The following is a 26,218-nucleotide window of genomic DNA, read 5'->3' as shown; positions in this document are numbered from 1 at the left end:
CTGCAATATAACTCCTCAAATTCATTAATCCGCTCCTGTTCCCGCGCTTCCGCCATCAGAGCTGCTGGCTGCATGAGTGCTATGAGCTCCCGTAGCTGCTGAAGAGGCCGTTAGAGGCATCAGATGGCTCTGTGTATACAGACATGCTGACAAGGCAGCATGCTCATCCAAGTCCCGGTGGGTGCCTGCAAGCTGCTGATCAAGCTCGGCCTGCTTCCTAAGCCACCCTCCGGCATCCAGCAGCACAGCCATTTCCCATACAAATTTCCGGTTAGGCCCTTCTTCCTGAAGCGGCCCTGCCTCTGCATCCAGCTGCGCCTTCCAGCGAAGCAGGAGATAATACATCTCCAGTCCCTGCTTGCTTAAGCTTTTCTTTGGCATACTGAGCAGCCCCGCGGCGGTGCCCAGCACCACCATAGCATGATACGCAGCCAGTCCGCCATACATAACCTGATAGCCGCCGAGCATGCTCAATCCCAGAAAGAGCAGCATGACCCATTTCGGCTGTGGCGAACGCAGAGCCCATAGCCCTGCACCACCAAGCACTAAGGTAGTCCACAGCAGTGAAGAATATGGAGCCGCATCGAAATACTTCATCAGAATTACGATTGTGAAGTGCACCGCGACCGCAGCGATGAGCGCCACCCTGTACATGCTCGATGGGGCTGCGAACCGGTGGTATGCCTCCATGGAGGCAAGCTGGCTGCTCCATTCCATCACCTTGCGCTGAGTAAGCTTCCATAAAGCAGCATAACGCTTGTTTGCCAGCTCATTGCGGCTGTGCTTCTCTGTGGAAGTCGGTCCCGTGATAGACTCAAGATAAAATATCCTCCGCCCTTCCTGCTCTGTAAACAGCCAGTCAATCAGGAGCACATCTTCTTCACTGAGCGCCGGCAAGTCCGGGATCAGCTCGAATTGCAGCATGACCTTCGGTGCATAAGGATCGCTTGCCAGCCTTGGCGAGGCCTGGACCTCCGAAATGTGAAGCAGGCCGCGCTGGTGCAGTGAGAACAGGCCGGAGATGAAATCCCGTTCCTGCAGCCGGCCCCTGCGGTAAATATAGGCTACCTGCTTGGGATCCAGGGTCCACACCAGTGACAGGTCCTTCCGCTGCGCTGCTCTTCGGGCCGCCACCTTCTGCGGCGCCAGCCACAGCAGCACAACGCCCCCCCAGACCGCAGCGCCCAATCCTAGTAGCACCCACCGCAGTCCTTCGAACCGCTGTTCCCGCTCGATTCTTCGTTTCATCTGCTCCTGCTCGGCCGCCAGCGTAGCACGGAGAGACAGACTCTGCTTGGCAAAAGGCGCATCAACTACCACCTCCTGCGGAAACAGCACCCGCAGCCGCGCATTGCCGATTTCCGACAAGGTGTCATAGTGTACTCTTACAAAGGCTCCGGAATGGGGGTTTTTATGCATGACTCCGCCCCTGGTTCGGTCCTTGATGAAGGTGTGTACATCCACCCCCGTAAACCGGTCCGGCAAAAAAACATCAATATTGACCTGGTTCAGCTCCTGGTCATTCTGCTCAAAAAAGCTCCAATCGAGGTCTGCAGCCTGCTTGGTACGTTTCACCACCTGACTGATCCGATAACGGTAAAAGTAATGCCTGGTTTCGTCTTCGGACGGGCTGGACGCGTAGAAGAAGCCACTCTCCTCATCATACCCTGAGTCAAGAAGGGGCAGCTCATCCAAGGGTAGCGAGCTTCTTTCATGCGACTCCAGCTCATACGCCTCAAAGAACTCGACCTGACTGCGCTCCTCCACCGCTAAATGGCGGGTAACCCTGTTGTAAGGACCGTTAAAACGATAGGTGTGTATTTCCTCCACATACAAATCCCCGTCCGGCATCACGTAAGCATAAACGTCGCTTTGCTCCATGGAATACGACCGCTCGTGATCACAAGCCGTGGTGAACAAAGCCAGGAGCAGCAGCGCTGCACTGAGCATATACCGGTATATCCGCCGGCTTATCATCATGTCATGGGTCCTCCTCCTTGTCCCAAAGTCAAAAAACCGTCCGTGGCATGCGACATTTCCGGACGGTCTTTTGGCAAAGAGAAGCTGCTCTATACTTTACGTCCGACAATTACGAGGTCGCGCTTGATACCATCCAGCTCTGCAACACCCGGAAGCAGTCCCCATTGCTCAAACCCGAACTTGCGGAGCAGGCCCAGGCTGGGATCATTATGGCCGAATACAAAGCCGACCAGATTGCTCACCTCAAGACGCGGGCATTCCTCTAGCGCTTTCTCAATTAAGCGGCTGCCCGCCCCGCTCCCGCGGTAATCCTCATGTACATAAATACTTACCTCTACCGTTGCATTATAAGCTGGCCGGCCGTAGAAGGACTGAAAGCTCATCCATGCCGCAACCCGGCTGCCGTCCTTCATGACCCAAAGCGGACGGTGCGCCGGATCATGCTCCTCAAACCAGCTCAGCCGGCTCTCGGCTGTCACTGGATTAAGATCCGCCGTGACCATCCGGCCGGCGATCGTTGAATTATAGATGTCGACGATGGCCGGCAAATCGGCCTTGGCCGCAAACTCAATCGTGAATAAAGATGCCATTGAATAATTCCCCCGTTAATATGAGCTCACAACATATTTATTTTAACGGAGGTGGATTAAAAATGCTTTATTTTTTTATGAGAATGGTATGATAAAATGCAAGCTATTGAAGGATACAGACCCTATTTCCAGGAGAAGGAGACTTCTATGAATCCAAAATTAAAGGATATCATTTCCACAATGGAGCAACACGGGTGGGATACCGTGCTCCTTACAGATCCTAAACATATCTATTATTTGACAGGTTATGCCAGTGATCCCCATGAGCGATTCCTCGGACTTGTTCTGCAGCAGTCGTGCGAGCCGTTCCTGCTTCTTCCTGCACTGGACGCGGATGTCGCCGCTGCGGCCTCAGGGGGGATCTGCATTCTGACACATCGCGATACCGATCAGCCGTATGACATTTTGAAGAGCCGGCTTGAGGCGCCGGTCGGTGTCTTGGCACTGGAGAAGTCACATATGACGCTCAGCCGCTTTGAGCAGCTGCAGGAGACGCTCTCAGCGCATCATTATGCCGATATCGGTCCGCTGCTTCAGGACATGAGAGCCGTCAAGTCGCCGCATGAGATCAGCATCATGAAAGAAGCAGTCCGCATCGTTGAGCAGGTGCTTACCGAGGGATTAAGATCTGTACGCCCGGGGGTCCGGGAGCTGGAGCTTGTTGCGGAGCTGGAATATCTCATGAAGAAATCCGGCGCCCAGGCTCCCTCCTTCGACACCATGGTGCTTACCGGCAGTCATACCGCCCTCCCGCACGGCGTTCCGGGAATGCGTGAGATTCAAGAAGGCGATCTGCTGATGTTTGATTTGGGCGTGTATTACGGCGGCTATGCCTCCGACATTACCCGAACCTTTGCCGTTGGCCACCTTTCGGCAGAGGCACGTCACATCTACGATACCGTTCTCGCCGCTAACCTTTCTGCTATTGCTGCTGTAAAGCCAGGTGTTTCTTACGGCTCCATTGATCAGGCCGCACGGTCACTCATTGAGCAAGCCGGATACGGAGAAGCATTTCTTCACCGCCTCGGTCATGGCCTTGGTCTGGATGTGCATGAGGCGCCTTTCATCCACGGCCTGAACAACGAGCTGCTGCAGCCGGGCGCTGTGTTCACGATTGAGCCGGGCATTTATATCCCGGGGATCGGCGGTGTCCGCATCGAAGACGATGTATGGGTCACCGAGCAGGGGGTTGAAATTCTAACGACTTTTCCCAAAGAGCTGACCGTGCTCGGCTAAGGCCACTGCACAAATAGCGCGCAGGATTGATACAGGCACATCCTCTCTTTTGAAGAAAGGTGAGACTGTAACCATCCTTGCGCGCTATTTTGCTAGATCTATAGGCTTATGCCTGCATGACGTCGATTTCCTGATTCCGCTCCTGATACACCTTCTCATCGACCTGATTCAGCGCTTTGCCGGTAATCATCCCGGCCGTCATGGAGCCGTTGACGTTCAGTGCTGTACGTCCCATATCAATCAGAGGCTCTACAGAGATCAACAGACCTGCCAGTGCAACCGGCAGATTCATCGTGGACAGAACGATCAGGGAAGCAAAGGTCGCTCCGCCTCCGATGCCCGCCACACCGAAGGAGCTGATCATAACCACGACGACAAGCGTCAGCAGGAAGGTCCAGTCCAGCGGATCGATGCCCTGGGTCGGCGCAATCATAACCGCGAGCATAGCAGGATAAATTCCGGCACAGCCGTTTTGCCCCATCGTTGCCCCAAATGAAGCCGACAGGTTGGCAACGCCTTCCGAAACGCCCAGCTTCTTGTTCTGGGTTTGCACGTTTAACGGAATGGTTGCCGCGCTGGAGCGGGAGGTAAATGCAAAGGTCAGCACGGGCAGCACCTTTCTCAAGTAAGTCACCGGATTAAAGCCGAACACCAGCAGGAGCAGCAGGTGGATGATAAACATGACAAACAAGGCAACATATGAAGCCAGGACAAAATCGATCAGGTCGAGAATGACCTGCAGATCCGTGCTGGCAATCGTCTTGGCCATGAGGGCCAGGATGCCGTAAGGGGTCAGGCGCAGCACCAGGGTGACGATCCGCATCACGATGCCGTACAGGGAGCGCACCAGCTTGCGGAACGTTTCCGCCTGCTCTGGCTGCTTCCGGTCCAGACCCAGTACAGCTATGCCGATAAAGGCCGAGAAGATGACGACAGCAATCGTTGAGGAGCGCCGTGCCCCGGTCATATCCGCGAATGGATTGGAAGGAACGAATTCCAGAATCTGCTCCGGCAGAGACTGATCCTGCACCGTGCCAAGCCGCTCCTCCAGAGCAGCACCCTGCTCCTGCTCCACTGCACCGGCCTGGATATTCTCGGCAGAGAGATCGAACACATTCGCAGCGGTAATGCCGACCACAGCCGCTACACCGGTGGTCAGAATGAGAACCGCGATAATGGAGGCGCTCATTTTACCCAGGTTGCTGCCGCCCTTCAGGTTCATAATTGCCGATATAATCGACACCATAATGAGCGGAATAACCATCATTTGCAGCAGACGCACATATCCGTAGCCGACCAGATTGAACCAGTCACTGGACTTTGAGATCGTATCCGAATCGGCGGTGTAAATAGCCTGCAGAATGACACCGAACGCAACGCCTAGCACTAATCCGGCAAACACCCTTTTGGTAAATGAATAGTGCTTCTTCTGCATCCAGAACAAAATACCGATCAGTATGGCGAGCGAAAGCACGTTTAAAAACACCCATAAGTTTTCCATGATATGGACTTCAGCCTCCTGTTTATGTATTTCAGCCTTAATATGGATTTTCGATCCCATTCTTATGTAAACATTAACCTATATATACGAATCGAATATAAGAAAATCCTCTACTCGGCTGTAGCCAAAATCAGTAGCAGCACGCTGTAAAAAATGGCCCCGAACACAAATGGCAGCACCCGGCTTTGCTGCTCCTTGGGCAGCTCCTCCTTGAGGACATTTAATAGAATGCCTCCAGCCAGAAATGCAAATATGATCGAGACGACAGCCGCCTCCACCTGAATGACCGTCCCTGCCAGCCATCCTGCCAGCACCCCTGCAGTCAGAAACCAGCGTCCCGCCAGATCATAGCGGTGTTTATGCGCTGCCCGCAGCGAATGATCGTTGACCATAAAGTGAAGTGTCATGGCAATGGTAAACAGAAGCAGGCTGTAGAAGGAGTGTGAGGTGCGTTGAAGCAGCAAATAGCCAATCAGCACGTTGTATACGAAAAAGATACTCATATGAAACCAGAAGACGCCGACTCCCGGTGTCCCCTCGCCCCGTTGACTGCCAGAATCTGATTCTGCACTGGCCTTGACCAGCCTCTCCATCACATAAAAGAACATCAGGCCAAGCATCGCTACGAGATACACATGATGCTCCAGAAACGCAAGACTCTGAGGCGTATGGTCCTGGATCACGTTCTGATGCTGCTGCAGCTCCGGGAGAATGTGGACGAACACATATGCAACCGACACGCCGCCAGCGGCCGAAAGCACCCAGCTTCTGGGGATGACACGAAGAAAGCTCAAATGTCCTGAAAAGATATGGGCACAGGCTATGACGCATGCCATAATTAAGGTTACACTCATCCTACCATCCTCCAGCTGAATACCAGATTTTTGTATACATAACCGGATGGCGGGGAGTCTAATCAAATGAAGTGAAGGATGGAGGGAACAGGATGAAAGCGGATCGTAAGGTCTCGGTATTTATCGCGCCCACCTTGGACGGGTACATTGCAGGAAAGGATGATTCCCTGGATTGGCTCTTTAAGGTAGAGGGAGAAGGAGACAATGGGTACAGCGAGTTCTATGACACCGTGGATACAATCCTGATGGGTAAACGGACGTTTGACTGGATTATGAACCAGGGAGAGGCATTTCCCTACAAAGGAAAGGCCTGCTACGTATTTACTCGGTCAGAGACAGCAAGCCATGAGGATGTGACCTTTGTGAACGGCAGCCCCTCGGAGCTGATTCAGAAGCTGAAAAAGGAAGACGGCTCAAAAATCTGGGTCGTCGGCGGAGGCGATCTGCTTCAATCTCTGCTGTCCGAGCGGCTGGTGGATGAATTGTTCATTACGATTGCACCAGTGCTGCTGGGAGAAGGAATACCGCTCTTTAAAGGAGGCGGACCGCCGCAGGAGCTGCTCTTCAAGGGCTCCAGAAGCTTTAATCAATTTGTGGAGCTGCATTACGAGGTGAAATCATCACTCGGGAGATGAAAAAAAAAGACGGCATTCGCCGTCTTTTTTACATGGTGTAAGCGTACAGGAGAACTAAGCATTCGGTTTAGGCACGACTGTGCATCAGCAACACAATTTATTCCCTCTTCTGCGCCTCTCTTGGAGAAGCCGTCAGCAGCACCTGAGGTGACCCGTTAGAGGGATGGCTGACGATCGAAGTGTCTACACCAAAAATGTCTCTGAGCCGTTCCTCTGTCAGCATGTCCTGCGGCGTCCCTGCGCCTGCCGCCCGTCCATCCTGGAGCAGCAGCAGCTTGTCGCAGAATTGAGCCGCCAGATTCAGATCATGCAGCACGCTGATGATCGTAATGCCGCTCTCCTGGCGCCATTGTGATACCATTTCCATGAACTGCAGCTGATAACGGATATCGAGATAGGTTGTGGGCTCATCCAGCAGCAGCAAAGTCGGCTGCTGCGCCATCACCTTGCCGAGTGCTGTCCGCTGCCGCTGACCGCCGCTCAGCTCATCCACCGGACGGTTCTGCAATACCAGCAGATCCAGCTTCTCCATAATGGAGTCCAGTAACGGAGCAGGGTCGTGAGGTTCACGGCCCAGCCAGCCCTGGAACGGGTATCTGCCCATCTCCAGCACTTCCCGTACTGTAAAGCTTGTCGCGGGCAGCCCTTCCTGCTGCAGGACGGCAATGAAGCGAGCCAGTTCCTTGCGGCTGTGCTTGCGAATATTGCGGCCGGCTACAGTAACCGTGCCGCAGGAAGGCGTCTCTACACCGGAAAGAAGCTGCAGCAGGGTAGATTTTCCGCTTCCGTTCGGCCCGATCACCCCCCACCACTCTCCTGCCTGGACCTGCCAGTCCAGAGGCTGCAGCGCCATAACCTCGCCGTACCGTCTGCCGGCACCCTCAAGAGTAATCATTGCTGTCCCTCCCTGCGCTGCCTCCGGCTGCGATACAGCAGGTAGGCAAAGAACGGAGCACCGATGAAGGCCGTCACGACACCAATCGGTATCTCAGACGGAGCCAGCAGCGTTCGGGCCGCCGTGTCGCTCCAGACCATGAATACCGCCCCGCCTAAGGCAGAAAGCGGAATAATGATCCGGTAATCCGACCCCGTCAGCAGGCGGATCATATGCGGAATGACAAGCCCGACGAAGCCGATCACGCCAGATACGGACACAGCAGCAGCTGTCAGCAGGGTAGCCACCACGAGCACGCTTCCCTTTAACCGATCCACATTCAACCCCGTATATGCAGCCTGGCGCTCTCCTAGTGCCAGCAGGTTTAAGGCTCTCGACCGGCTCCATAAATAAATCAGGCCCGCTGTGAAATAAGGCAGCAGCACCAGAATATACGTCCAGCCCCGCAGGCTGAGGCTGCCCAGCGTCCAGAATAAAATATCATTCATCGTATCTCGGGACATAATCGTCAAGAAAGACACCACCGCTCCCAGAAAGGACTGCATAATGACACCAGCCAGGATCAGCCCGTGCGTTGGAAGCTTGCCCTGTTCCCTCGATAATGCCAGCACGATCCACAGCGTTACAGCGCCAGTGACAAATGCAACGAGCGGCAGTGTCCATGCCCCCGCAAAGGAATACTGCATACCGTAAAAAATAAGCAGCGCTGCGCCCAGTGACGAGCCGGAGGCCACGCCCAGTGTAAACGGGTCCGCAAGCGGATTACGCAGCACTCCTTGAAAGGCCGCCCCTGCCGTTGCCAGGGATGCACCCACCAGCATGCCGAGCAGTATACGGGGTAGACGCACCTTCATAATAATTTGTTCCGCCGAGGACTCCCAGGCTGTCGGAAACCGCTCTGCCAGACCGGGAACCCGCTGAAGCAGCATGGCTCCGATCTGCCCGGCAGGCAGATGAACGGAGCCGATACCCAGGCTGACCACAAGGGTCAGCACCAGAAGCAGCAGTCCCGCTATCGTATAGCCTGCCAGCTTGGAATTCACGGAGTCATCAAATCCGGATAGATCGCCTTAGCTACTTCAATCAGGCCCTGCGTAACACGAGGTCCCGGGCGGCTAATCAGATTGTCGTCCAGCTTGAACAGCTGTCCGTCCTGAATGGCCTGGATTTGATCCCAGCCGCTGCGAGATTGAATGAGCTGATCTAAAGACTGGTTGTTCTCATCCATGACATTTGCGGAATATAGAATGACATCAGGATTCGCAGCAATAATGTTCTCTTCACTTACCTCAAACCAGCCTTCTGCCTCGCCCGCCGCATTGATGGCATTGCTCAGCTTCAGCATTTCATCCAGGTAAGTTCCGCTGCCTACTGTCCAGCCCGGTGAAAATTCAACATACACGGTCTTCTTGTCTTCTTCCTTCACGTCTTTTACCGCGTTCTTCACCATGTCCAGCTCCTGCTGCATCTGATCGGTAATTTCCTTGGCTTGGGCCTTACGGTCTGTAATCTCTCCGACCAGCGCGATATTGTCCATCACTTCAGCAATGGTCTTGGGATCATTGACGAACAGCTTGACATCCAGATCACGAAGCTTGTTGATATTATCCTCATTCATGGCAGCCGTGAACACTACATCTGCTCCAGATGCCACAATCGCCTCTACATCCATCTCATATCCGCCCATCTTGGGCTTGGACTTCGCCGCCTCCGGGTAATCGTCCACCTCGGACACACCAACGATCTGCTCATCAAGGCCGAGCGCAAACAGCTTCTCGGTTTCAGACGGAGACAAGGAAACTACCTTCGCCGGTGCCGCTTCGAATGTCATTTCGGTCCCGGTCGCATCCTTCACCGTTAACGGATAGACGGTCTTGTCGGCTTCGCTGTCTTTGCCCTCTTCCTTCTGGGTCTCATCGTTATTGGCTTCACTTCCCTGTGACTGCTCTTGCTGCGCCGGCTGTGTCTCGTTCTCTTCGGCCGGGCTTGTGCACGCCGCCAGCATCATAGCCAGCATCATCGTCATCAAGAGCGTGGATCCGAACTTTAACATCTTGTTCATTGGTTTCTCTCCCCTTATTTGTATAATTTCGAGATATACAGCTTGCTCCACTTTAACATCATTCATCTGGCGTTTCGGATTTGGACCGCAAAAAACCCCTGACTCCTCGTTAAAGAATCAGGGGTTACGTTATTGGATCGGTACACCGGCATAAAGCCGGGCGAAACACCTCCTGCTGTTACTTCACAGCCAGGATCTGTTCCACTGCATGCACGGCAGCTCCAAACGTAATCCTCTCCTCGAAGGACCGTCAGATCATCACGCAAGGCAGGTCTCCTGACTTGCAGGTGGTGCTTCTCCCCCGCCTTCCCGAGCCTAGTGCTACAGCCAGTGGCATCGTGGGGGAGTCTCCTGCTTTACAGTGGCGGGACCGTGCCGGAATTCCACCGGCTTCCCTTTTCACCCGAGGCTAACGATTTAAAGGTTAAGCCCGGGACCTCGCATGTATGTGTATGGATTATCTGGTTTGATATACAAGCTTGTTCTCTGTTGTGAATTATAGGACATCTGGACAAGCCTTACAACCATTATCTACTCGGGGGCACTGCCTGGAAAGAGTTGCTGCTCCGGCAGCAGCGCTCCCGGAGAGGGCGCAGAACGCTGTTCCAGAAGCAGCATGCGGTTCCCCTTATGCGGGGGCTTGACATGGATGCTTCCTCCTCTCTGCACATCCCCTGCCCCATAAAACACCTCACTAACCACCGTGCTGTCTCCCCGGGCAGTCAGGACCAGCCCGCGATCTGCATGATGAAGGCCATCCTGCCCCTCCAGCTGAAATACAGGCACCTGTGCCTCCAGCTGATGATAAGCCCTGAAATCTGATTTCGTCAGCCTTGAAGCTGCTCCCGTAATGCCGGAGCTAGAACGCTTCACCCACAGCACGGCTGTACTTTGCGCCGGAAGGATCACCTTGGCGTCGAAGTCTTCGCCGCTTCTAACAGACAGCTCTGTTGAGTATGCCCCGAACACATAATAAAGAGCATACCGCTCATTGAAATCAACCGCTTCCTCCGACATGTTCACAATCTCCACGAATTCAAATAAATCAGCCCCGCCCGCGCCTTCAATCACACCATGGTGAGAGCGGTCATCGGGATATACCTCCGTAATATATACCGGCATGGCTGTAACAGAGCTTGCGGTAAGCTCCCGCGGAAGGTGGGGCTCCGCTTCCGCTGCCCGCAAAGCACCCTGAAACAGGAGGAGGCCCAATACACTGAGAAGTCCAAGTGTGCGCGCTCCTATTTTTCTGTCCAGCAAATACGTCGCCTCCTGTCATCCTTTCGTTTCTACCAGTTAACAGGACGAACATGAGGTGTGTGTTAATTCTGATGGCGATCTGTATGAAGCTTTTGACAGGAAAGGCATGGCGTTCTGGATCCCTCTCTCGTATGGCTTTGCCCTTGAAGCGGGTCTTCGTTTACAATAGAACCTGGACAAGACTGAATAAGCGGAGGCGTAACCTATGCTGTTTATTGATAATCAAGGAATCCATGATCCCGCCATCAATCTGGCGATTGAGGAATATGCGCTGAAGCATCTTCCTATGGACGACAGCTATCTTCTGTTTTACATCAACCAGCCATCTATCATTATCGGCAAGCATCAGAATACGATTGAAGAGATTAACCAGGAATACATCCGCGATCACCGGATTCAGGTCGTACGGCGTCTGTCCGGCGGCGGAGCAGTCTACCATGATCTGGGCAATCTGAACTTCAGCTTTATTACGAGGGATGACGGACAATCTTTCCACAACTTTTTGAAGTTCACACAGCCGGTCATTGATTTTCTGCAAAAAATGGGCGTTCCTGCCGAGCTTAGCGGCCGCAACGATCTGCAGGTCGGGGAGAAGAAAATTTCTGGCAACGCCCAGTTCTCCACGCGCGGCCGTATGTTCAGCCACGGCACCTTGATGTATGACTTGAACCTGGATGACGTACAGGCCTCCCTGAATGCCAATCCGGAAAAGTTCAAATCCAAGAGCACCAAGTCGGTCCGCAGCCGTGTAGCCAACATTAAAGAACTGCTTGGAACGGATATGACCATTGAGCAATTCCGGGCAGAACTGCTGCGCTCGATCTTCGGCATGGAGCCGGACCAGGTTCCGCAATATGTGCTGCAGGAGAAGGACTGGGACATGATCCATCAGATCTCCAGGGAACGGTATCAGAGCTGGGACTGGAATTACGGACAGTCGCCAGAGTCTAATGTGAAGCATGCCCGCAAGTTTCCCGTAGGCATCATTGACATTCGGATGAATATTAAAGACGGACATATTGCGGAGATCAAGATTTACGGCGATTTCTTTGGTGTCGGGGATGTTGCAGACATCGAGGATGCACTCCGGGGCAAACGGTATGAGGAGAATCAAATCAGAGAAGCCCTCTCTCCCTTTAACGTCAAGCACTACTTCGGGAACCTCGCTCAGGAAGACCTGATTGGGCTGATCTTTCTGGAGGAATAACAGATAGATCCTGCAAGAGACTATAATAGGCTGCCCCGGAACCAACATTCCGTGAGGCAGCCTATTATGTCTTTAGTACCCATGTGGGCACGGATTGCAGCATGCTGAAGGGCAGATTAAGCGATGAATACATACCATAACAGGACAAAGGTCAGAATCATGCATATATTCTCCACCATATTGCCCCATTTCGTTCCTGTACTCATCAGCTTCAGCTTCAGCCTTAGCTTCAGCGGCGGCAGGGGGCGAATCCCCCGATTCGTCAGGGTATCTGCGGCCAGATGCAGGGCATAGGACAAGGCGCCGGCGACCCAGAGGCTCGTTCCATGCTCCGCATTCTGAGCTGCAAAATACAGCAATGCTCCCCAGCCTGCAACAGCGTACAGGCTATGTGTCAGTCCCCGGTGCGAGACTAGTGAGCTGATCATCAGCACACAGCCGGCAATCAGGTTCCACGGGTTGAAGAACTGACCAAATTGCACCAGCCCCAATCCGATCATAAACATGACAATATGGCGAAGCGTCCGGCCCGGTAAAAAGGATACGACCGCAATCAGGCCTCCCAGCGCCAAATTCCAGGGAGAGAAGGCAGCTCCGTAAAAATAAATAAACGCCGCTCCGGCAATCAGCGCCAGCTGCAGCACACGGAGCAGCCCTGTAGGGATGGCCGTGCGGACCAGGATCGAATTCGGTTCATCAATATCCGGCAGCAGTGAGCTCACCACGGCTACCGCCGCCGCGGGGAGCGTGACGGGAATACCGGCCAGCCCCATTACAGAGAGGGTGACTCCGGTGCTGATGACCAAGTGGGCTCTTCCCATCATAGCTATAAATTCCTTTCCTTACCGTGCAGTCTTTCGTACAGCATATATGAGAATATACGTTCGATTTCATTAGTATAGCAATCGGCGCGCCTATTTGTCTACCCTTGTCCTGCGTAAGAGAATGGGATACAATTTGATCAAATTGTGTGCTTAGAGAATACTACGTGGATAGGAGTACACATTGCCAGATCAAGAGAGGAGCAATCATAATGACGCAGTATAAATTAATAGCTATTGATATTGACGATACACTGATTAATGATGAGAAGGAGGTCACCCCCGGAGTTCAGCAGGCTTTGGAGCAGGCTGTAGCCAAGGATGTTGTCGTGACTCTGGCCACCGGACGGGCTTATGCCTCCGCACAAAAGATTGCCCGCCAAACCGGGCTAAATGTTCCCATCATTACATACCAGGGTGCGCTGATTAAGAACCTGCTAGATGAAAAGGTGCTGTATGAGCGATTCGTTCCGATGGACGCGGCCCGCAAGCTGTTTGACTATTGCCTGGAGCATGATCTGCATCTGCAGACTTATATTGATGACAAGCTCTATGCCCGGGAGGAGAATCAGAAGCTTATTGACTACTGCGCCTTGAACAAGACTCCTTATTACGTAGAGCCTGACTTTGCCAAGATGATTAATCAGCCGACACCCAAAATGCTCATTATTGACGAGCCAGACTATTTGGATGAGCTGATCCCGATCTTTCAGGAGCTGGTCGGCGACCAGATGCATATTACGAAATCAAAGCCTCACTTCCTGGAGTTCATGCATAAAGAGGGCACCAAGGGCCATGCGTTAACATTCCTGGCAGACCACTTCGGCTGCAAGCTGGAGGAGACCATTGCCATCGGCGATTCCTGGAATGACCATGAAATGCTGGAATGCGCTGGACTAGGGGTTGCTATGGGCAATGCTATTCAGCCTTTGAAGGATATCGCAGACTATGTAACAGCCAGCAACAATGAGGATGGCGTCAAGCAGGTCATCGAGCAATTTGTCTTGAATCAAGACTGATCCTGACTCACAGATAGACCACAGCCAAGAAGCCCCGCGGCAGCCATTGCCGAACGGGGCTTTTGGAGCTGTGCTGCGGGGAGAAGCCTTTGGGCATCACGCTTGGCACAATACTATGGCGCTGCATACATTTATGGCATGATGGTTTACCCCTCAGCCTTGCCTAATGCGACCTCCATGCCGGTATGTGCCAGCAGCACACCGGCCGGAAGCGCCGGCAGACAGGTGACATCTACGTCATGGGACATATGGGTATAAATCGCTTGCTTGGGAGACACCTCTTCCAGCAGCACGGCAGCCTCCTCCATATCATAGACCGAGCGGGTGCTTCGCTCTGCCCTTTCCTGGACAAAGCTTGTCCCGAGCACCAGCAGATCCAGTCCGTGGAGAGGCTTCTTCTCCTGCTTCTTCAGATGGATGGAGTCCGAGTTATATACCCATGCATAGCCGTCTTTTTCCAGCCGATATGCATAGGAATAGCCATTCTTCCCGTGATTTACCCTCCAGCCCTGGATGCTCCAGCCCGCCAGAGTGCAGCCGTCGTCTGTTTGAATCATGCTCAGGTGGTTGGACAGCCAGGGATACTGACTTTGAATAACGTCCAGAACCTCCCGGGGAGCATGCAGTCTTCCCTTGTGTCCCAGCCACCGGCAGGCATCCGCCCACTCCGGCAGTCCGGCAATATGATCGAAATGGGCATGCGTCACCAGCACGTCCTGGACCTGACGGATGTCCAGCCGCTCCATCATCACACGCCAGTCGGGGCCGCAGTCGATCAGGAAGAACTGCTCTCCGCTGCTTACCATGGCCGAGGACCGGAACCGGCGATTTCTGCCTTCTGCCCTGGCTTCCATACAGACCGTACAGCTGCAATAGACACGCGGGACCCCCATGGCGTCACCTGTCCCCAGAAACGTTAATGTATCCAACACCTTCACCTCTTGTTTGTCGTCACCGTTGAGATTACTTCATAGAAAAAAGCCGCCCGGCACATACACCGAACGGCTGAAGCCTGTCGTTAGTCATCATTTTCCCCTCAAGAATAACAGAACGGATATGTATCCGCAACCTTCTGTTTGAAGATTCTAGATTCCCGCTAACACCTGATACCAGATGCCACGCTTGGAATACAGCTTCTCCCGGACATGATCCCACCCGCCTAAGTCCTCAATGCGAAACAGTCCTGCCGGCTTCGCAAATTGCTGCTGTGTCTGATCCCAGGTCTTCGGATTAACGGGACGGAAGCCGTGCTTGACGAACGTCTCCTGCGCGGCCGGAGCGTGAAGATAGCTGACGAACGCCTCTGCCAGATCTGTTGTGCCCCGCTCCTGCGCATACTTTTGGACGACGGCAGCCGGATTCTCAATCAGGATCGTGTCCTCTGGTACAACAATGTCGTAAGGGACCCCCTTGGCAACCCGGGCCAGCAGCTCGTTCTCGTAGGTGACGATGACGTCACCAACCCCGTATTCGAAGGCCGCCATAGAGGCGCGTCCGCTTTTGTCCAGGGACTCGATATTATGATGCACCTGCTTCAGGAATTGCTTGGCTGCAGCCTCCGGATCCGGATGCCCTTCAGCCTCAGCCTTCCGCAGCCCAGCTCCGTAAATCGCATTAATGTCCCACTGCGCACCCCCTGAGGTCTTCGGATTGGGGTAGAGCACCCGGACATCGCCCAGGGTCAGATCCTCAAAATCCTGAATTCCCTTGGGATTGCCTTCCCGCGTGCCCAGCACGACGATTGAGCGGGTGATCATCCCCCCTGCAGGCTGCTCCTTCCAGTCCGGGCTGACATGACCTGATCTCACCAGCTTATCCATATCCCCCTCCAGCGCCAGCAGTGTGACATCTGCCTCAAATCCGCCGGCAATCGAGCGCGCCTGAGTCCCGGAAGCTTCATAGGATTCCTGAAAAACAATTCTTTCTCCCGTTTGCTGCAGCCAATGCTCCTGAAATGCCGGGAGAAGCTCGCCCATTGCATCCTTTACAACACTGTACGCGCCTATTACGAGTGTCCGCTCCCCCGGTGCTGCAGCGGCAGTCAGATCAGCCTTGTCCCCGTCTGCCGGACTGAAGCAGCCGGTCAGCAGCGTCAATCCCAGCCATATCGCCAGCATCCCCGTCCCGCTCCGCTTTGTGTGCTTTTTCAAACGGTATACCTCCTCTCTCGGCTGCTTGCTAAATCATAATCGGCATCGGATCAACCTTCAGCCGGTTCTCTTCAATCCAGCTGTTTTCCTCATTAAAGAGGTATGCGCGATGAATCAAAACTCTAATCTCCTGGCCCGGCCGCAGCGTTTCCTTCTCCAAAGAGCGGTAGGTGACAAGCTTCTGTCCTCTAACCTCTACCTCCACCAGCCATTCACTGCCCCGGAAGTGAAGATGCCGCACTATGCCCTGTTCAGTAGCTGAAAGGATCGGAAAGTCAGTATGTTCCCCCAGCTCGATATATTCCGGACGGATTAATGCGCGTGTAGGACCCAAATGATTGAATCCATCAAAGCCTTTCAGCAGCGACGCCTCCTCCACCATGGTGGATTCCCCGATAAAGGAAGCGACAAACGGTGTTCGAGGCTCCTTATAAATGTCCCACGGCGTTCCCTTCTGCTCGACTCTTCCTTGCTGGATAATCATAATTTCATCTGCCACCTCAATCGCCTCATCCTGGTCGTGCGTCACGAAAATGGAGGTGATCCCCACTCGCTCAATCAGCTCCCGCAGCCAGGATCGCAGCTCCTGCCGGATCTTCGCATCAATGGCGGCAAAAGGCTCATCCAGCAGCAGCAGCTGCGGCTCTGGTGCGAGTGCACGGGCAAAGGCTACACGCTGCCGCTGTCCTCCAGAGAGCTGGTGTGGATAGCGCTGCTCAAATCCTTTCAGGCCTGTCAGCTCCACCAGCTCCATGACCTTGCTCTGGATCGCGGATTTAGAGGCTTTTTTGACCCGTAGGCCGAATGCAATATTATCAAACACGGTCATGTGCTTGAACAGAGCATAGTTCTGAAATACAAAGCCGATGCCCCGCTCCTGCGGCGGCAAGTCGTTGACTACGCACCCGTGAAAGGAGATCTCCCCGCGGTCCGGCGTTTCCAGGCCTGCGAGCATGCGAAGAATGGAGGTTTTTCCGCCACCGCTCGGGCCCAGCAGACCGATTAAATGACCCTTCTCAATCTGAAAGCTGACGTCCTTGACAGCATGAAATTGGCCAAAATGCTTATCAAGCTTTGAGACCTGGATATGCATATCAGTGCACTTCCTTTCTTTTTTTCACCCATTCCATCAACAGCAGCAGCCCCGCTGAGAAGGCAGCCAGCACGAGTGCAACTCCGCTCGCCGCGGCAACATTGAAATTCTCGACATCCTGATACACCAATGTTGTGGCCGTCTGTGTCTTGTTCATAATGTTGCCGGATACGACCAGCACCGCTCCAAACTCTCCCAGCGATCTTGCCACTGTCAGCACCATCCCGTACACGACCGCCCAGCGAATCATTGGCCACGTAATTTGGCGAAACGTCAGCCAGCTGTAGGCCCCCAGCGTAGCAGCGGCCTGCTCCTGGTCGGTTCCGATCTCCTGCAATACGGGCATCACTTCACGAACCATAAGTGGAAACGTCACAAACAGCGTAGCGATAATCATCCCGGGGAACGCATAGACCACCTGAAAGCCCGTACCCTCCAGAAATCCGCCGATGATGCTGTCCGGACCCAGCAGAAGCACAATCATAAGACCGCCAATCACAGGAGACACCGCGTAAGGAAGGTCTACAATGCTGTTCAGAAGACTTTTGATTTTGCCGGACAGCCAGCTGGCTCTGACGAGATACAAAGCCATCATAATGCCAAAGAGGGCATTAAGCAGTGTGACAACAACCACAATCGCCCCGGTCATCATGAGAGCATGCAGCGCTTCCGGCCGGCCTAACGCCCGGCTCAGCCCTGCCCAGCCTCCGCTGAAGGCACTGCCTGCAATTTTGTACAATGGCGCTGCAAGCAGAACCAGAAATACGGCATAGGTCAGTCCGATCCACAATTTTCTCATGACCGCCCTCCCCGGCGCTGTACCCGGTTCATCAGCCAGAGCACGCTAAAGGACAAGGTCAGCAGCACAACGGAAACCGCAGCCGCCCCTACCGGATTGTCGCTTTCCACCTCACCGTAGATGAATACAGAAGCGACGAGCGTCCGCCCGGGAATGTTCCCGGCGATCAGGACGACCGCGCCAAATTCCGCCAGAGCCCTGGAGAATGCCAGCATCCCGCCGCTCATAATGCCTGGAAGCATGGAAGGCAGAATCACTTGAAAAAAGGTACGTGACCGCGAAGCACCGAGCGTATATGCCGCCTCCTCCTGCGAGGATTCCAGCTCCTCCAGCAGCGGCTGAACCGCCCGGATGACAAAAGGAAACGTAACGAACACCATAGCGATCACAATAGCCGGCTGATGAAATACAATTGAAAATCCAGCCGCCTCAGCGGCGCTACCCAGCCAGCTCCCTGGTCCCAGCAGCAGCAGAATCATCAATCCTCCCACCGCCGTAGGAAGGGCAAATGGCAGATCCACGAGGCTGTTCAGCACAGCTCTGCCGGGGAAACGGTAGCGGGTCAGCACCCATGCCACCATCGTGCCCACCAGCACATTGATGAAGGCTGCAAGCAAGCCTAGCTTCAGGGTGAGCAGCACCGCCTTCCAAGCAATGGGATCCAGCAGGCTAGCCGCAAACTCTCCCCAGCCTGCGGAGAAGGCCTGCACATACACTCCACAGATCGGCAGCACAATTAAAATCAAGAAATAAAGCAGTATCGTACTCCGAAATCCCCATGTCCAGCCGTGCTGGCGTAATCCTGCCGTCATCTGTCAGCCCCCTCAACCCGAATCCATTCAGTAACCTGCTTACGTCCGGGAATTAAATTTTACATTTCCTATGAGTATACTTGGTTTAATATTTTACACTTTACCAAAAGAGAATCCTCACCGTCAATCCATCTTCTGTAATTTATAGGGTAAAATATATTCATCATGGAATAAGGAGCTGTTGTTATTTATGCTGTATCCTGTAAAGCTGTCTACGACACAACGAGATGAACTGAGAGACATTACCCGCGAGGTGGCTGCCCGGGTTCAACAAAGCGGAGTACAGAGCGGCACGGTCCTCGTCTATTGCCCTCATACCACCGCGGGCATTGTCATTAATGAAAATGCCGATCCCGATGTCAAAAAGGATGTGCTGATGCGCCTGGACGAAGTATATCCGTGGGAGCACCCTCAATATCGCCACGTAGAGGGCAATACAGCCTCCCACCTGAAGTCGATAACCTGCGGGCCTTCCCAGCAGCTGATTATTGAAGGCGGGCGCCTGCTACTAGGGCGCTGGCAGGGTATTTACTTTTGTGAATTTGACGGCCCTCGAAGCCGGGAGTATTATGTGAAAATTATGCAGGGCTAGGGATAACGAAGACCCGATTCATTCCAGCACAAAAAGGGACATGTTTCTATCAAAATAAGAAACATGTCCCTTTTACGTTATAATGTGACGTTTCAACGCTACAACGATGCAATAGGGTGAAGCGTGAGGATGCCAAAGCTGTGCCTCCTGCAATCTGCAGGGGGTGTCAATCCATTTCCTAAACCTTTGTATAAAAGCTGCGACACAAGGTTTTTACATGAGCTACGGCAGCCGGCTTGATCTCGTCAAAGCTAACCCGGTCCTGAATATAAAAGGATATAAAGCCATGCATCCCGAGAAACAGCGACAGCGGCAGATGATGCCTCTCTTCGTCGCTGCAGGCATCCTCCAGCAGATGCTTGCGCACCAGGGAAGAGAACATATCGAAGCAGCGGCTCTGCTCCGAACGACAGTACGCCAGTAGCTCTTCATCCCGAATCATGAACATAATTTCGTATTGATACGGATGATCCAGTCCAAAGCGGACAAACTCGAGCAGCAGCTGCTCGATCTTTGAATGGCCATCCCCGGATGCCCGGCCTGACACCTCATTCATCAGGATGGCCAAATCGTTGAAGTCTTTCATGACAATGGCGTAGAAAAGCTCCGCCTTCTCTTTGAAGTGATAGTATAAGGACCCATGGCTGTAACCCAGGTGCTGTCCAATGCTGCGCATCGAAATCGCCCTGTACCCCTTGGTAATAAACAAATGCCTGGCCGCTTCCAAAATACGCTCCCTCGACAACTCGCGTTCTACCGCTCTTCTTGCCATATCATTTATTCCCCTTCAATAAAAAAAATCGACGCTCCCTCCGAGATCACGGACTGTCCTTGTGTCAAATCCACCATCCACGCCTGGAAGGCCTCGCTCTCACCGACTACCGGCAGACAGGTTAACGTTACCTTATCCGCAAACACCGTTTCCCCCAAACGGACATTGCGGCTGCGAAGCTCATTCTCTACCTTACCCAGCCAGGTATAATCCAGCTCGACAAAAACCTCCCGGTGCAGCACACGCGTAATGACCTCCCCGGCTTCCAGAGCCGCTACAGCTCCATCCGTATAAGCGCGGATCAGTCCGCCGGCCCCCAGCATAATCCCTCCGAAGTATCGGGTAACGACGACGGCCACGTTCTTCAGGCCTTGGTTGCGGATGACCTCGAGGATCGGCTTACCAGCCGTTCCGCTCGGCTCCCCGTCATCAGACTGCTTCTGGATTTCATCCCGCTCTCCGATGACATAAGCTGAACAATTATGCGTGGCATTCCAATGCTGCTTCTTGATGTCTTCGATGAATGCGGCAGCCTCCTCTTCCGATTCTACCGGCTTGCAATGGCCGATAAACCGGGATTTGCGGATCACAATTTCCTTGGACCCGGCTGCACGCACCGTTTTGTAGGCTTCCAGCATCTTCTGATTACCACCCCTTATGCGAGAAGAAAGCAGTCCTTAGGCCATAACAAGGCCGCAGGGACTGCTTTCATCAGCTGTTCTGTCCCCATGATGACGGGATTGCTGAAAGGGTACCTAGAGTGAGGTCCCGTCATCATGAAGGTGTTTATTCGGAAAGTCTGGCTTCCAATTCGGCTTTCTCTTTCTCGTAACCCGGCTTGCCGAGCAGAGCGAACATATTCTTCTTGTACGCTTCCACGCCCGGCTGGTCAAACGGGTTCACACCCAACAGATAACCGCTGATTCCGCAGGCCTTTTCGAAAAAGTATACCAGATATCCGAAGGAATAGGGAGTGAAATCTGGAATTGTCACAATCAAATTTGGAACCTGGCCATCGGTATGCGCCAGCATCGTGCCCTGGAACGCTTTTTTGTTGACGAAATCAAGCGTTTTGCCGCTCAGGAAGTTCAGTCCGTCCAGATCATCCGGATCGGATTCAATCGTAATATGGTCTGCTACATTCTCGACCTGAAGCACCGTTTCGAAAATGTTCCGGCTGCCTTCCTGGATAAATTGTCCCATGGAGTGCAAATCGGTCGAGAAATCGACAGAAGCCGGGTAAATTCCTTTATAATCCTTGCCTTCGCTCTCGCCGTACAGCTGCTTCCACCACTCCGACACGAAATGCAGGGAAGGCTCGTAGTTCACGAGAATTTCGATGCCTTTGCCTTTACGGTACAGGGCGTTGCGGACCGCCGCGTATTGATACGCTTCGTTCTCCGCCACGTTCGGGCTGCTGTACTCCTTGGAGGCGTCAGCTGCACCCTGCATCATCTCTTCAATGTTAATGCCGGCTGCAGCAATTGGAAGAAGTCCGACCGCGGTCAGAACGGAATAGCGTCCGCCTACGTCATCCGGGATAATGAAGGATTCGTAGCCTTCTTCAGTGGCCAGCTTCTTGAGTGCCCCCTTCTCCTGGTCCGTTGTCGCGTAGATCCGCTTGCGCGCTTCTTCCTTGCCGTATTTCTTCTCCAGCTCTGCGCGGAAGATACGGAAAGCGATTGCCGGCTCTGTCGTCGTGCCGGATTTGGAAATCACATTAACGGAGAAATCCTTGCCTTCAATCAGCTGCAGCAGGTGCGTTACATACGTGGAGCTGATGTTGTTGCCGGCAAAATAAATTTCCGGTGTCTTGCGCTGATCCTTCGACAGCTCATTATAGAAGCTGTGGGACAGCATCTCAATCGCTGCACGCGCGCCCAGGTATGAGCCCCCGATGCCGATAACGATCAGGACATCGGAGTCCTGCTTGATCTTGTCCGCTGCCTGCTGGATACGGCTGAACTCTTCCTTGTCATATTGGGTCGGGAGGTCAATCCAGCCCAAGTAATCGGAGCCTGCGCCAGTGCCATTATGTAATAGCTCGTGGGCCGTACGGATCGGCTCGGCAAAATAATCAATTTCGTGCTGGTTTACAAAAGTCAGGGCCTTGCTGTAGTCAAACTTAATTTTTTTCGACATGGTATAAACAGCCTCCTGTTTTCATAGTCATCATTGGCATTTCTGCTACATTACCATACTTCAATTAACGCCCCGGTTCAAGCTGGAGCAGGTGGTGCGGGTGATGCTGGTGATGCTGGTGATGCGGGTGATGCGGGTGATGCTGGTGGTACGGGGCGATGAGGGCAGGCCTCATCTGACTGTTAGCTAGACTTAAGCAGACGGGTAAGAGCAGCAGTAATCGGTTACTTTGCGGATCTCCAGCTTGAAGGAGGCCTTCGCAGGTACGTGAAAAGTGGCTTGCCCTTGAATTTCCATCCAGCTCTCTTCACCTGGAAGCAGCACCTTCAAATCACCTGACAGGATCTCCATAATTTCCGGTCCATCTGTTCCGAATTCATAGCTTCCCGGGAGCATGATACCCAAGGTAACCTTCTCCCCATTTTCCAAGATCACCGTGCGGCTGGTCACTTGACCGTCATAGTAAATATTAGCTTCCTTCTGAACTGAAACCTGATTGAATTGAGACATGTGCGGTTTCCCCTCTCGCTATATAGATAGGTCGGCACCCGCAGTGATAGAGCAAGAGCAGGTGCCGACCTTGATAATCATGATGTCAATCTGAACAGTGAAGCTTACAGCAGGGCTTTGATGCGGCTAACGACATTCTCGACTGTGAAGCCATATTCAGCAATGACGCGGTCTCCCGGAGCGGATGCGCCAAAAGTGCTGATGCCAAGAATATCGCCCTGATCGCCAACATAACGCTCCCATCCGAATGGATGAGCCATTTCGATGGCCAGACGGGCTTTTACCTCTGGAAGCAGGACAGAATCCTTATATGCCTGATCCTGAGCATCGAACAAATCCCAGCTTGGCATGCTGATGACACGGACCTGAATACCATCCTGTGCCAATGCTTCCTGAGCCTTGACCGCCAGCTGTACTTCGGAGCCGGTAGCGATGATTTGAGCCTGTGCTTTCCCTTCCTTGGCATCGGAAATCACATAAGCACCGCGCTTGATCCCTTCACGCGCCTGATCTACGGCGCCTTCAAGCACTGGAAGATTCTGGCGAGTGAGCACCAAAGCAACCGGACGATCCTGATTCTCCATAGAATATGCCCAGGCTGCGGAGGTTTCGTTAGCGTCCGCCGGACGGATTACCGTAAGGCCCGGAATAATACGCAGGGAAGCCAGCTGCTCAATCGGCTCATGCGTAGGTCCATCTTCGCCAACAGCGATACTGTCATGCGTCAGCACATAGGTCACTGGAAGCTTCATAATAGCAGCCAGGCGAATTGCCGGACGCAGGTAGTCCGTAAATACAAAGAACGTACCTCCAAATACCTTGAGACCGCCGTGCAGGGCAATTCCGTTGTTGGCTGCTGCCATTGCGAACTCACGTACACCGTAGTAAACATTACGGCCTTCATAGCTGTTCGCTGTAAAGTTGCTCAGATCGTTCAGATGCGTCATCGTGGAGCTCTCCAGGTCAGCCGAGCCGCCCAGCAGCTGCGGAATTCCGCCTGTCAAGCCGTTCAAGGCTTTACCGGAAGCAATACGGGTGGAAACAGCTTTGTCCTCCGCAGTGTACTTCGGAAGGTCCTGATCCCAGCCCTCGTTCAGCTTTCCGGCTACTGCAGCTTCAAATTGAGCCGCCAGCTCAGGATAAGCTGCCTTGTACTGCTCAAACTTATCTTCCCATGCCTTGAAAGCTGCAATGCCGCGTTCCTTCACTTCGGCAAAATGAGCTGCAACCTCTTCAGGAACATAGAAATCCTCTTCGGAAACCCAGTTATAGAATTCCTTCGTCAGCTTGGTCTCTTCTGCACCCAGTGGAGAGCCGTGTGTACCGCCATGACCGCCTTTGCCCTGCTTGTTCGGGCTGCCATAGCCAATCACCGTCTTTACCTCGATCAGTGTCGGACGCTGCGAGTCGGCCTGAGCTTCCTTGATCGCCTGCTCGATTGCAGCCAGATCATTACCATCCTCTACGCGCAGCACCTGCCAGCCGTAAGCTTCGAAGCGCTGTGCTGCATTTTCCGAGAAGGACAGGTTCAGCTCGCCATCCAAGGAAATGTCATTGGAATCATACAGCATGATCAGCTTGCCCAGCTTCAAATGTCCCGCCAGAGAAGCCGCTTCAGCGGAAACGCCCTCCATCAGGTCGCCATCGCCGCAAATCGCGTACGTATAGTGATCCATGACGTTGAAATCCTCTTTATTGTAAACAGCACTCATGTGCGCTTCTGCCATCGCCATACCGACAGCCATGCCTACCCCTTGTCCCAGCGGACCGGTTGTCGCGTCAACACCCGCAGTGTGGCCGAATTCCGGATGTCCCGGAGTTTTGCTGCCCCATTGACGGAACTGCTTCAAATCCTCGATCGACAGATCATAGCCGCTCAGGTGCAGCAAGCTGTACAGCAGCATCGAGCCGTGTCCGGCAGACAGCACAAAACGGTCGCGGTTGATCCATGAAGGCTGGTCCGGGTTGTGATTCATCGTCTTCGCAAACAGCTGATAGCCCATGGGTGCAGACCCCATTGGCATGCCGGGATGTCCAGATTTTGCTTTCTCGATCGCGTCAATCGAGAGTGTCCGGATTGTAGCGATGGACAGATTGTCAATCGTCTGATTACTTGTCATAAAAAAAATCCTCCTCAGGTTCAGTGCTTGATTCAAGCGTTCTTGGGTCTTCAACCTGGAGCTTATCCAGATCAGAGGGCAATTAGGTAAGTTGAAATTATCAATTTGACTCTTATTGTATCATCTGATGCGTTTCTTTGCTATACGGGAATTCATGTTCATGTGTTTTCATTTTAGCTCTGCTCGTTTTCATTTTATATGGACCGGGCATTTTATTTGGACCCGGCATCCTGAGCTGATCCTCGGCTATCGTGGCGATTTCATTCCAGGTCTCTCTGAGTAACATCCACGCATTGCTTCTGCAGCCAAAGCCCTTCAGCATTATGCCCTCTCTACGAGGGCTATAACCTCATGAACGGTTATTGAAGCAGCAAGCTGGAAGGTGAGAAAAAGCAGATGAGGAGCGGGTAGCTCCAAGCTAGATACACATGGCAAAGGTTCTCTATGGGATATAAAAAAACGACGGTGCCAAGGAATACTCCCTGCACCGCCGATGCTGTATTTGGATCTATTGTTGAGTTGTAGAGTCTGGGACCGCAACAGTTGCGCGGGAGCCGCAACGGCGGCGCAATGAGTTCGGTTTTTGGTGTTCGTTTGTGCCAGAGCCACCTCGGCAGCGCAACGTGTTCGGTTTTTGGTGTTCGTTTGCGCCAGAGCCGCAACGGCGGCGCAACGAGTTCGGTTTTTGGTGTTCGTTTGCGCTAGAGCCGCACCAGCGGCGCAACGAGTTCGGTTTTTGGTGTTCGTTTGCGCTAGCACCGCCTCGGCGGCGCAACGAGTTCGGGTTTTGGTGTTCGTTTGCGCGGGAGCCGCAACAGTGGCGCAACGAGTTCGGGTTTTGGTGTTCGTTTGCGCCAGAGCCGCACCAGCGGCGCAACGAGTTCGGGTTTTGGTGTTCGTTTGCGCTAGCACCGCCTCAGCGGCGCAACGAGTTCGTTTTTCGCGTTCATGCGGCGTGACGGCAGCGCTGGGCGCTGACGCTCCTGCAGCACTATTTGCGGCGCGTGCGGCTTTTGGCCTGCAGCAGCCGATCCATGGAAGTGCCGCCCTGCTCCGCTGGCGGCACCCCGCCCTGCCCGGCCGGCTTCGCCCCGGCCGGCGCCGGCTCGCGCAGCGGGGCGTCCCGCCGCTGCGCCGGCACCCCCGGCGCGGCTGCACTGCCGCCGCG

24 protein-coding genes and 1 riboswitch are annotated in these 26,218 nt (G+C 53.6%); of the genes, 5 read left to right on the top strand and 19 right to left on the bottom strand.

Translation table 11 applies throughout. The features are described from left to right. Window positions 1-24: 24 nt before the first annotated feature. Window positions 25-1,980 carry a DUF2207 domain-containing protein gene (locus JJQ72_RS05615; RefSeq protein WP_208203029.1) on the bottom strand — a complete coding sequence of 652 codons (1,956 nt, stop codon included), beginning with the start codon at window positions 1,978-1,980 and terminating at the stop codon, window positions 25-27. Window positions 1,981-2,069: 89 nt separating this feature from the next. Further along, window positions 2,070-2,570 (bottom strand): GNAT family N-acetyltransferase, encoded by a 501-nt coding sequence (locus JJQ72_RS05610; RefSeq protein ID WP_138226740.1) that lies wholly within the window; start codon window positions 2,568-2,570, stop codon window positions 2,070-2,072. Window positions 2,571-2,717: 147 nt separating this feature from the next. Between JJQ72_RS05610 and JJQ72_RS05605 the strand changes: the two genes are divergently transcribed. Next, window positions 2,718-3,806 (top strand): M24 family metallopeptidase, encoded by a 1,089-nt coding sequence (locus JJQ72_RS05605; protein ID WP_208203028.1) that lies wholly within the window; start codon window positions 2,718-2,720, stop codon window positions 3,804-3,806. Between the two features lie 106 nt (window positions 3,807-3,912). Here JJQ72_RS05605 and JJQ72_RS05600 read toward each other — a convergent pair whose 3' ends face one another. After that, on the bottom strand, window positions 3,913-5,307 hold the full coding sequence (locus JJQ72_RS05600; protein ID WP_208203027.1) for an L-cystine transporter: 1,395 nt from the start codon (window positions 5,305-5,307) through the stop codon (window positions 3,913-3,915). Window positions 5,308-5,417: 110 nt separating this feature from the next. After that, window positions 5,418-6,161 (bottom strand): hypothetical protein, encoded by a 744-nt coding sequence (locus tag JJQ72_RS05595; RefSeq protein ID WP_208203026.1) that lies wholly within the window; start codon window positions 6,159-6,161, stop codon window positions 5,418-5,420. Window positions 6,162-6,253: 92 nt separating this feature from the next. Here JJQ72_RS05595 and JJQ72_RS05590 point away from each other — a divergent pair, with 92 nt between their 5' ends. Next, window positions 6,254-6,796 (top strand): dihydrofolate reductase family protein, encoded by a 543-nt coding sequence (locus JJQ72_RS05590; RefSeq protein ID WP_208203025.1) that lies wholly within the window; start codon window positions 6,254-6,256, stop codon window positions 6,794-6,796. A 97-nt stretch (window positions 6,797-6,893) separates the two neighbouring features. Here the strand turns inward: JJQ72_RS05590 and JJQ72_RS05585 are convergent, their stop codons facing one another. From JJQ72_RS05585 to JJQ72_RS05570, 4 genes are all read right to left on the bottom strand, one after another. Further along, window positions 6,894-7,691: an ABC transporter ATP-binding protein gene (locus JJQ72_RS05585; protein WP_208203024.1), complete on the bottom strand. Its 798-nt coding sequence runs from the start codon at window positions 7,689-7,691 to the stop codon at window positions 6,894-6,896. Continuing rightward, complete coding sequence (locus JJQ72_RS05580; protein ID WP_138226746.1) at window positions 7,688-8,734, bottom strand: FecCD family ABC transporter permease; 1,047 nt, start codon at window positions 8,732-8,734, stop codon at window positions 7,688-7,690. Before JJQ72_RS05580 ends, JJQ72_RS05585 begins: the two co-directional genes overlap by 4 nt. Beyond that, window positions 8,731-9,753, bottom strand: coding sequence for an ABC transporter substrate-binding protein (locus JJQ72_RS05575; RefSeq protein ID WP_208203023.1), 1,023 nt, complete (start codon window positions 9,751-9,753; stop codon window positions 8,731-8,733). Before JJQ72_RS05575 ends, JJQ72_RS05580 begins: the two co-directional genes overlap by 4 nt. A 249-nt stretch (window positions 9,754-10,002) precedes the next feature. Then, window positions 10,003-10,209, bottom strand: a riboswitch (cobalamin riboswitch). 75 nt (window positions 10,210-10,284) lie between these two features. After that, on the bottom strand, window positions 10,285-11,013 hold the full coding sequence (locus JJQ72_RS05570) for a lamin tail domain-containing protein (protein WP_208203022.1): 729 nt from the start codon (window positions 11,011-11,013) through the stop codon (window positions 10,285-10,287). 205 nt (window positions 11,014-11,218) lie between these two features. Between JJQ72_RS05570 and lplA the strand changes: the two genes are divergently transcribed. Beyond that, window positions 11,219-12,220, top strand: coding sequence for a lipoate--protein ligase (gene lplA, locus JJQ72_RS05565; RefSeq protein ID WP_138226749.1), 1,002 nt, complete (start codon window positions 11,219-11,221; stop codon window positions 12,218-12,220). Between the two features lie 116 nt (window positions 12,221-12,336). On the opposite strand, the gene JJQ72_RS05560 is transcribed toward lplA, so the two are convergent. Next, window positions 12,337-13,044: a metal-dependent hydrolase gene (locus JJQ72_RS05560; protein WP_138226750.1), complete on the bottom strand. Its 708-nt coding sequence runs from the start codon at window positions 13,042-13,044 to the stop codon at window positions 12,337-12,339. 209 nt (window positions 13,045-13,253) lie between these two features. Between JJQ72_RS05560 and JJQ72_RS05555 the strand changes: the two genes are divergently transcribed. Then, a complete protein-coding gene (locus tag JJQ72_RS05555; protein WP_208203021.1) occupies window positions 13,254-14,060 on the top strand; it encodes a Cof-type HAD-IIB family hydrolase in 807 nt (268 codons plus the stop codon). Window positions 14,061-14,206: 146 nt separating this feature from the next. Here the strand turns inward: JJQ72_RS05555 and JJQ72_RS05550 are convergent, their stop codons facing one another. The 5 genes from JJQ72_RS05550 to cysT all read right to left on the bottom strand — a co-directional run bounded on the left by JJQ72_RS05550 (window position 14,207) and on the right by cysT (window position 18,914). After that, window positions 14,207-14,989: an MBL fold metallo-hydrolase gene (locus JJQ72_RS05550; protein WP_175415336.1), complete on the bottom strand. Its 783-nt coding sequence runs from the start codon at window positions 14,987-14,989 to the stop codon at window positions 14,207-14,209. Between the two features lie 156 nt (window positions 14,990-15,145). Further along, window positions 15,146-16,177, bottom strand: coding sequence for a sulfate ABC transporter substrate-binding protein (locus JJQ72_RS05545; RefSeq protein ID WP_138227846.1), 1,032 nt, complete (start codon window positions 16,175-16,177; stop codon window positions 15,146-15,148). 61 nt (window positions 16,178-16,238) lie between these two features. Then, window positions 16,239-17,303 carry a sulfate/molybdate ABC transporter ATP-binding protein gene (locus JJQ72_RS05540; RefSeq protein WP_208203020.1) on the bottom strand — a complete coding sequence of 355 codons (1,065 nt, stop codon included), beginning with the start codon at window positions 17,301-17,303 and terminating at the stop codon, window positions 16,239-16,241. A gap of 1 nt (window position 17,304) precedes the next feature. Further along, window positions 17,305-18,102: a sulfate ABC transporter permease subunit gene (locus JJQ72_RS05535; RefSeq protein WP_208203019.1), complete on the bottom strand. Its 798-nt coding sequence runs from the start codon at window positions 18,100-18,102 to the stop codon at window positions 17,305-17,307. Next, entirely contained in the window at window positions 18,099-18,914 is an 816-nt protein-coding gene (gene cysT, locus JJQ72_RS05530) for a sulfate ABC transporter permease subunit CysT (protein WP_138226754.1), read from the bottom strand. Before cysT ends, JJQ72_RS05535 begins: the two co-directional genes overlap by 4 nt. A 190-nt stretch (window positions 18,915-19,104) precedes the next feature. On the opposite strand from cysT, the gene JJQ72_RS05525 reads away from it, so the two are divergent. Further along, a complete protein-coding gene (locus tag JJQ72_RS05525; RefSeq protein ID WP_208203018.1) occupies window positions 19,105-19,506 on the top strand; it encodes a secondary thiamine-phosphate synthase enzyme YjbQ in 402 nt (133 codons plus the stop codon). Between the two features lie 178 nt (window positions 19,507-19,684). On the opposite strand, the gene JJQ72_RS05520 is transcribed toward JJQ72_RS05525, so the two are convergent. The 5 genes from JJQ72_RS05520 to tkt form a co-directional block, all read right to left on the bottom strand. Then, window positions 19,685-20,278, bottom strand: coding sequence for a TetR/AcrR family transcriptional regulator (locus JJQ72_RS05520; RefSeq protein ID WP_138226756.1), 594 nt, complete (start codon window positions 20,276-20,278; stop codon window positions 19,685-19,687). Between the two features lie 5 nt (window positions 20,279-20,283). Next, window positions 20,284-20,916 carry a YigZ family protein gene (locus JJQ72_RS05515; RefSeq protein ID WP_138226757.1) on the bottom strand — a complete coding sequence of 211 codons (633 nt, stop codon included), beginning with the start codon at window positions 20,914-20,916 and terminating at the stop codon, window positions 20,284-20,286. Window positions 20,917-21,064: 148 nt separating this feature from the next. Further along, window positions 21,065-22,420 carry a glucose-6-phosphate isomerase gene (locus tag JJQ72_RS05510; RefSeq protein WP_208203017.1) on the bottom strand — a complete coding sequence of 452 codons (1,356 nt, stop codon included), beginning with the start codon at window positions 22,418-22,420 and terminating at the stop codon, window positions 21,065-21,067. A gap of 192 nt (window positions 22,421-22,612) precedes the next feature. Continuing rightward, a complete protein-coding gene (gene ppnP, locus JJQ72_RS05505) occupies window positions 22,613-22,930 on the bottom strand; it encodes a pyrimidine/purine nucleoside phosphorylase (protein ID WP_138226759.1) in 318 nt (105 codons plus the stop codon). 104 nt (window positions 22,931-23,034) lie between these two features. Further along, complete coding sequence (gene tkt / locus JJQ72_RS05500; protein ID WP_208203016.1) at window positions 23,035-25,050, bottom strand: transketolase; 2,016 nt, start codon at window positions 25,048-25,050, stop codon at window positions 23,035-23,037. Window positions 25,051-26,218 lie beyond the last annotated feature (1,168 nt).

The organism is Paenibacillus sp. F411, assembly GCF_017582705.1.
GTDB classification, from domain to species: domain Bacteria; phylum Bacillota; class Bacilli; order Paenibacillales; family Paenibacillaceae; genus Paenibacillus_AQ; species Paenibacillus_AQ algicola.
Note: the sequence above shows the minus strand (reverse complement) of the source record. Positions and strands in the feature narration are given on the sequence as shown.

Bases quoted from the DNA above. Each gene is read 5' to 3' on its own strand.
- JJQ72_RS05615 (WP_208203029.1), bottom strand. From the start codon at position 1,980: ATGATGATAAGCCGGCGGATATACCGGTATATGCTCAGTGCAGCGCTG.
- JJQ72_RS05610 (WP_138226740.1), bottom strand. From the start codon at position 2,570: ATGGCATCTTTATTCACGATTGAGTTTGCGGCCAAGGCCGATTTGCCG.
- JJQ72_RS05605 (WP_208203028.1), top strand. From the start codon at position 2,718: ATGAATCCAAAATTAAAGGATATCATTTCCACAATGGAGCAACACGGG.
- JJQ72_RS05600 (WP_208203027.1), bottom strand. From the start codon at position 5,307: ATGGAAAACTTATGGGTGTTTTTAAACGTGCTTTCGCTCGCCATACTG.
- JJQ72_RS05595 (WP_208203026.1), bottom strand. From the start codon at position 6,161: ATGAGTGTAACCTTAATTATGGCATGCGTCATAGCCTGTGCCCATATC.
- JJQ72_RS05590 (WP_208203025.1), top strand. From the start codon at position 6,254: ATGAAAGCGGATCGTAAGGTCTCGGTATTTATCGCGCCCACCTTGGAC.
- JJQ72_RS05585 (WP_208203024.1), bottom strand. From the start codon at position 7,691: ATGATTACTCTTGAGGGTGCCGGCAGACGGTACGGCGAGGTTATGGCG.
- JJQ72_RS05575 (WP_208203023.1), bottom strand. From the start codon at position 9,753: ATGAACAAGATGTTAAAGTTCGGATCCACGCTCTTGATGACGATGATG.
- lplA (WP_138226749.1), top strand. From the start codon at position 11,219: ATGCTGTTTATTGATAATCAAGGAATCCATGATCCCGCCATCAATCTG.
- JJQ72_RS05560 (WP_138226750.1), bottom strand. From the start codon at position 13,044: ATGATGGGAAGAGCCCACTTGGTCATCAGCACCGGAGTCACCCTCTCT.
- JJQ72_RS05555 (WP_208203021.1), top strand. From the start codon at position 13,254: ATGACGCAGTATAAATTAATAGCTATTGATATTGACGATACACTGATT.
- JJQ72_RS05545 (WP_138227846.1), bottom strand. From the start codon at position 16,177: ATGCTGGCGATATGGCTGGGATTGACGCTGCTGACCGGCTGCTTCAGT.
- JJQ72_RS05540 (WP_208203020.1), bottom strand. From the start codon at position 17,303: ATGCATATCCAGGTCTCAAAGCTTGATAAGCATTTTGGCCAATTTCAT.
- JJQ72_RS05535 (WP_208203019.1), bottom strand. From the start codon at position 18,102: ATGAGAAAATTGTGGATCGGACTGACCTATGCCGTATTTCTGGTTCTG.
- cysT (WP_138226754.1), bottom strand. From the start codon at position 18,914: ATGACGGCAGGATTACGCCAGCACGGCTGGACATGGGGATTTCGGAGT.
- JJQ72_RS05525 (WP_208203018.1), top strand. From the start codon at position 19,105: ATGCTGTATCCTGTAAAGCTGTCTACGACACAACGAGATGAACTGAGA.
- JJQ72_RS05520 (WP_138226756.1), bottom strand. From the start codon at position 20,278: ATGGCAAGAAGAGCGGTAGAACGCGAGTTGTCGAGGGAGCGTATTTTG.
- JJQ72_RS05515 (WP_138226757.1), bottom strand. From the start codon at position 20,916: ATGCTGGAAGCCTACAAAACGGTGCGTGCAGCCGGGTCCAAGGAAATT.
- JJQ72_RS05510 (WP_208203017.1), bottom strand. From the start codon at position 22,420: ATGTCGAAAAAAATTAAGTTTGACTACAGCAAGGCCCTGACTTTTGTA.
- ppnP (WP_138226759.1), bottom strand. From the start codon at position 22,930: ATGTCTCAATTCAATCAGGTTTCAGTTCAGAAGGAAGCTAATATTTAC.
- tkt (WP_208203016.1), bottom strand. From the start codon at position 25,050: ATGACAAGTAATCAGACGATTGACAATCTGTCCATCGCTACAATCCGG.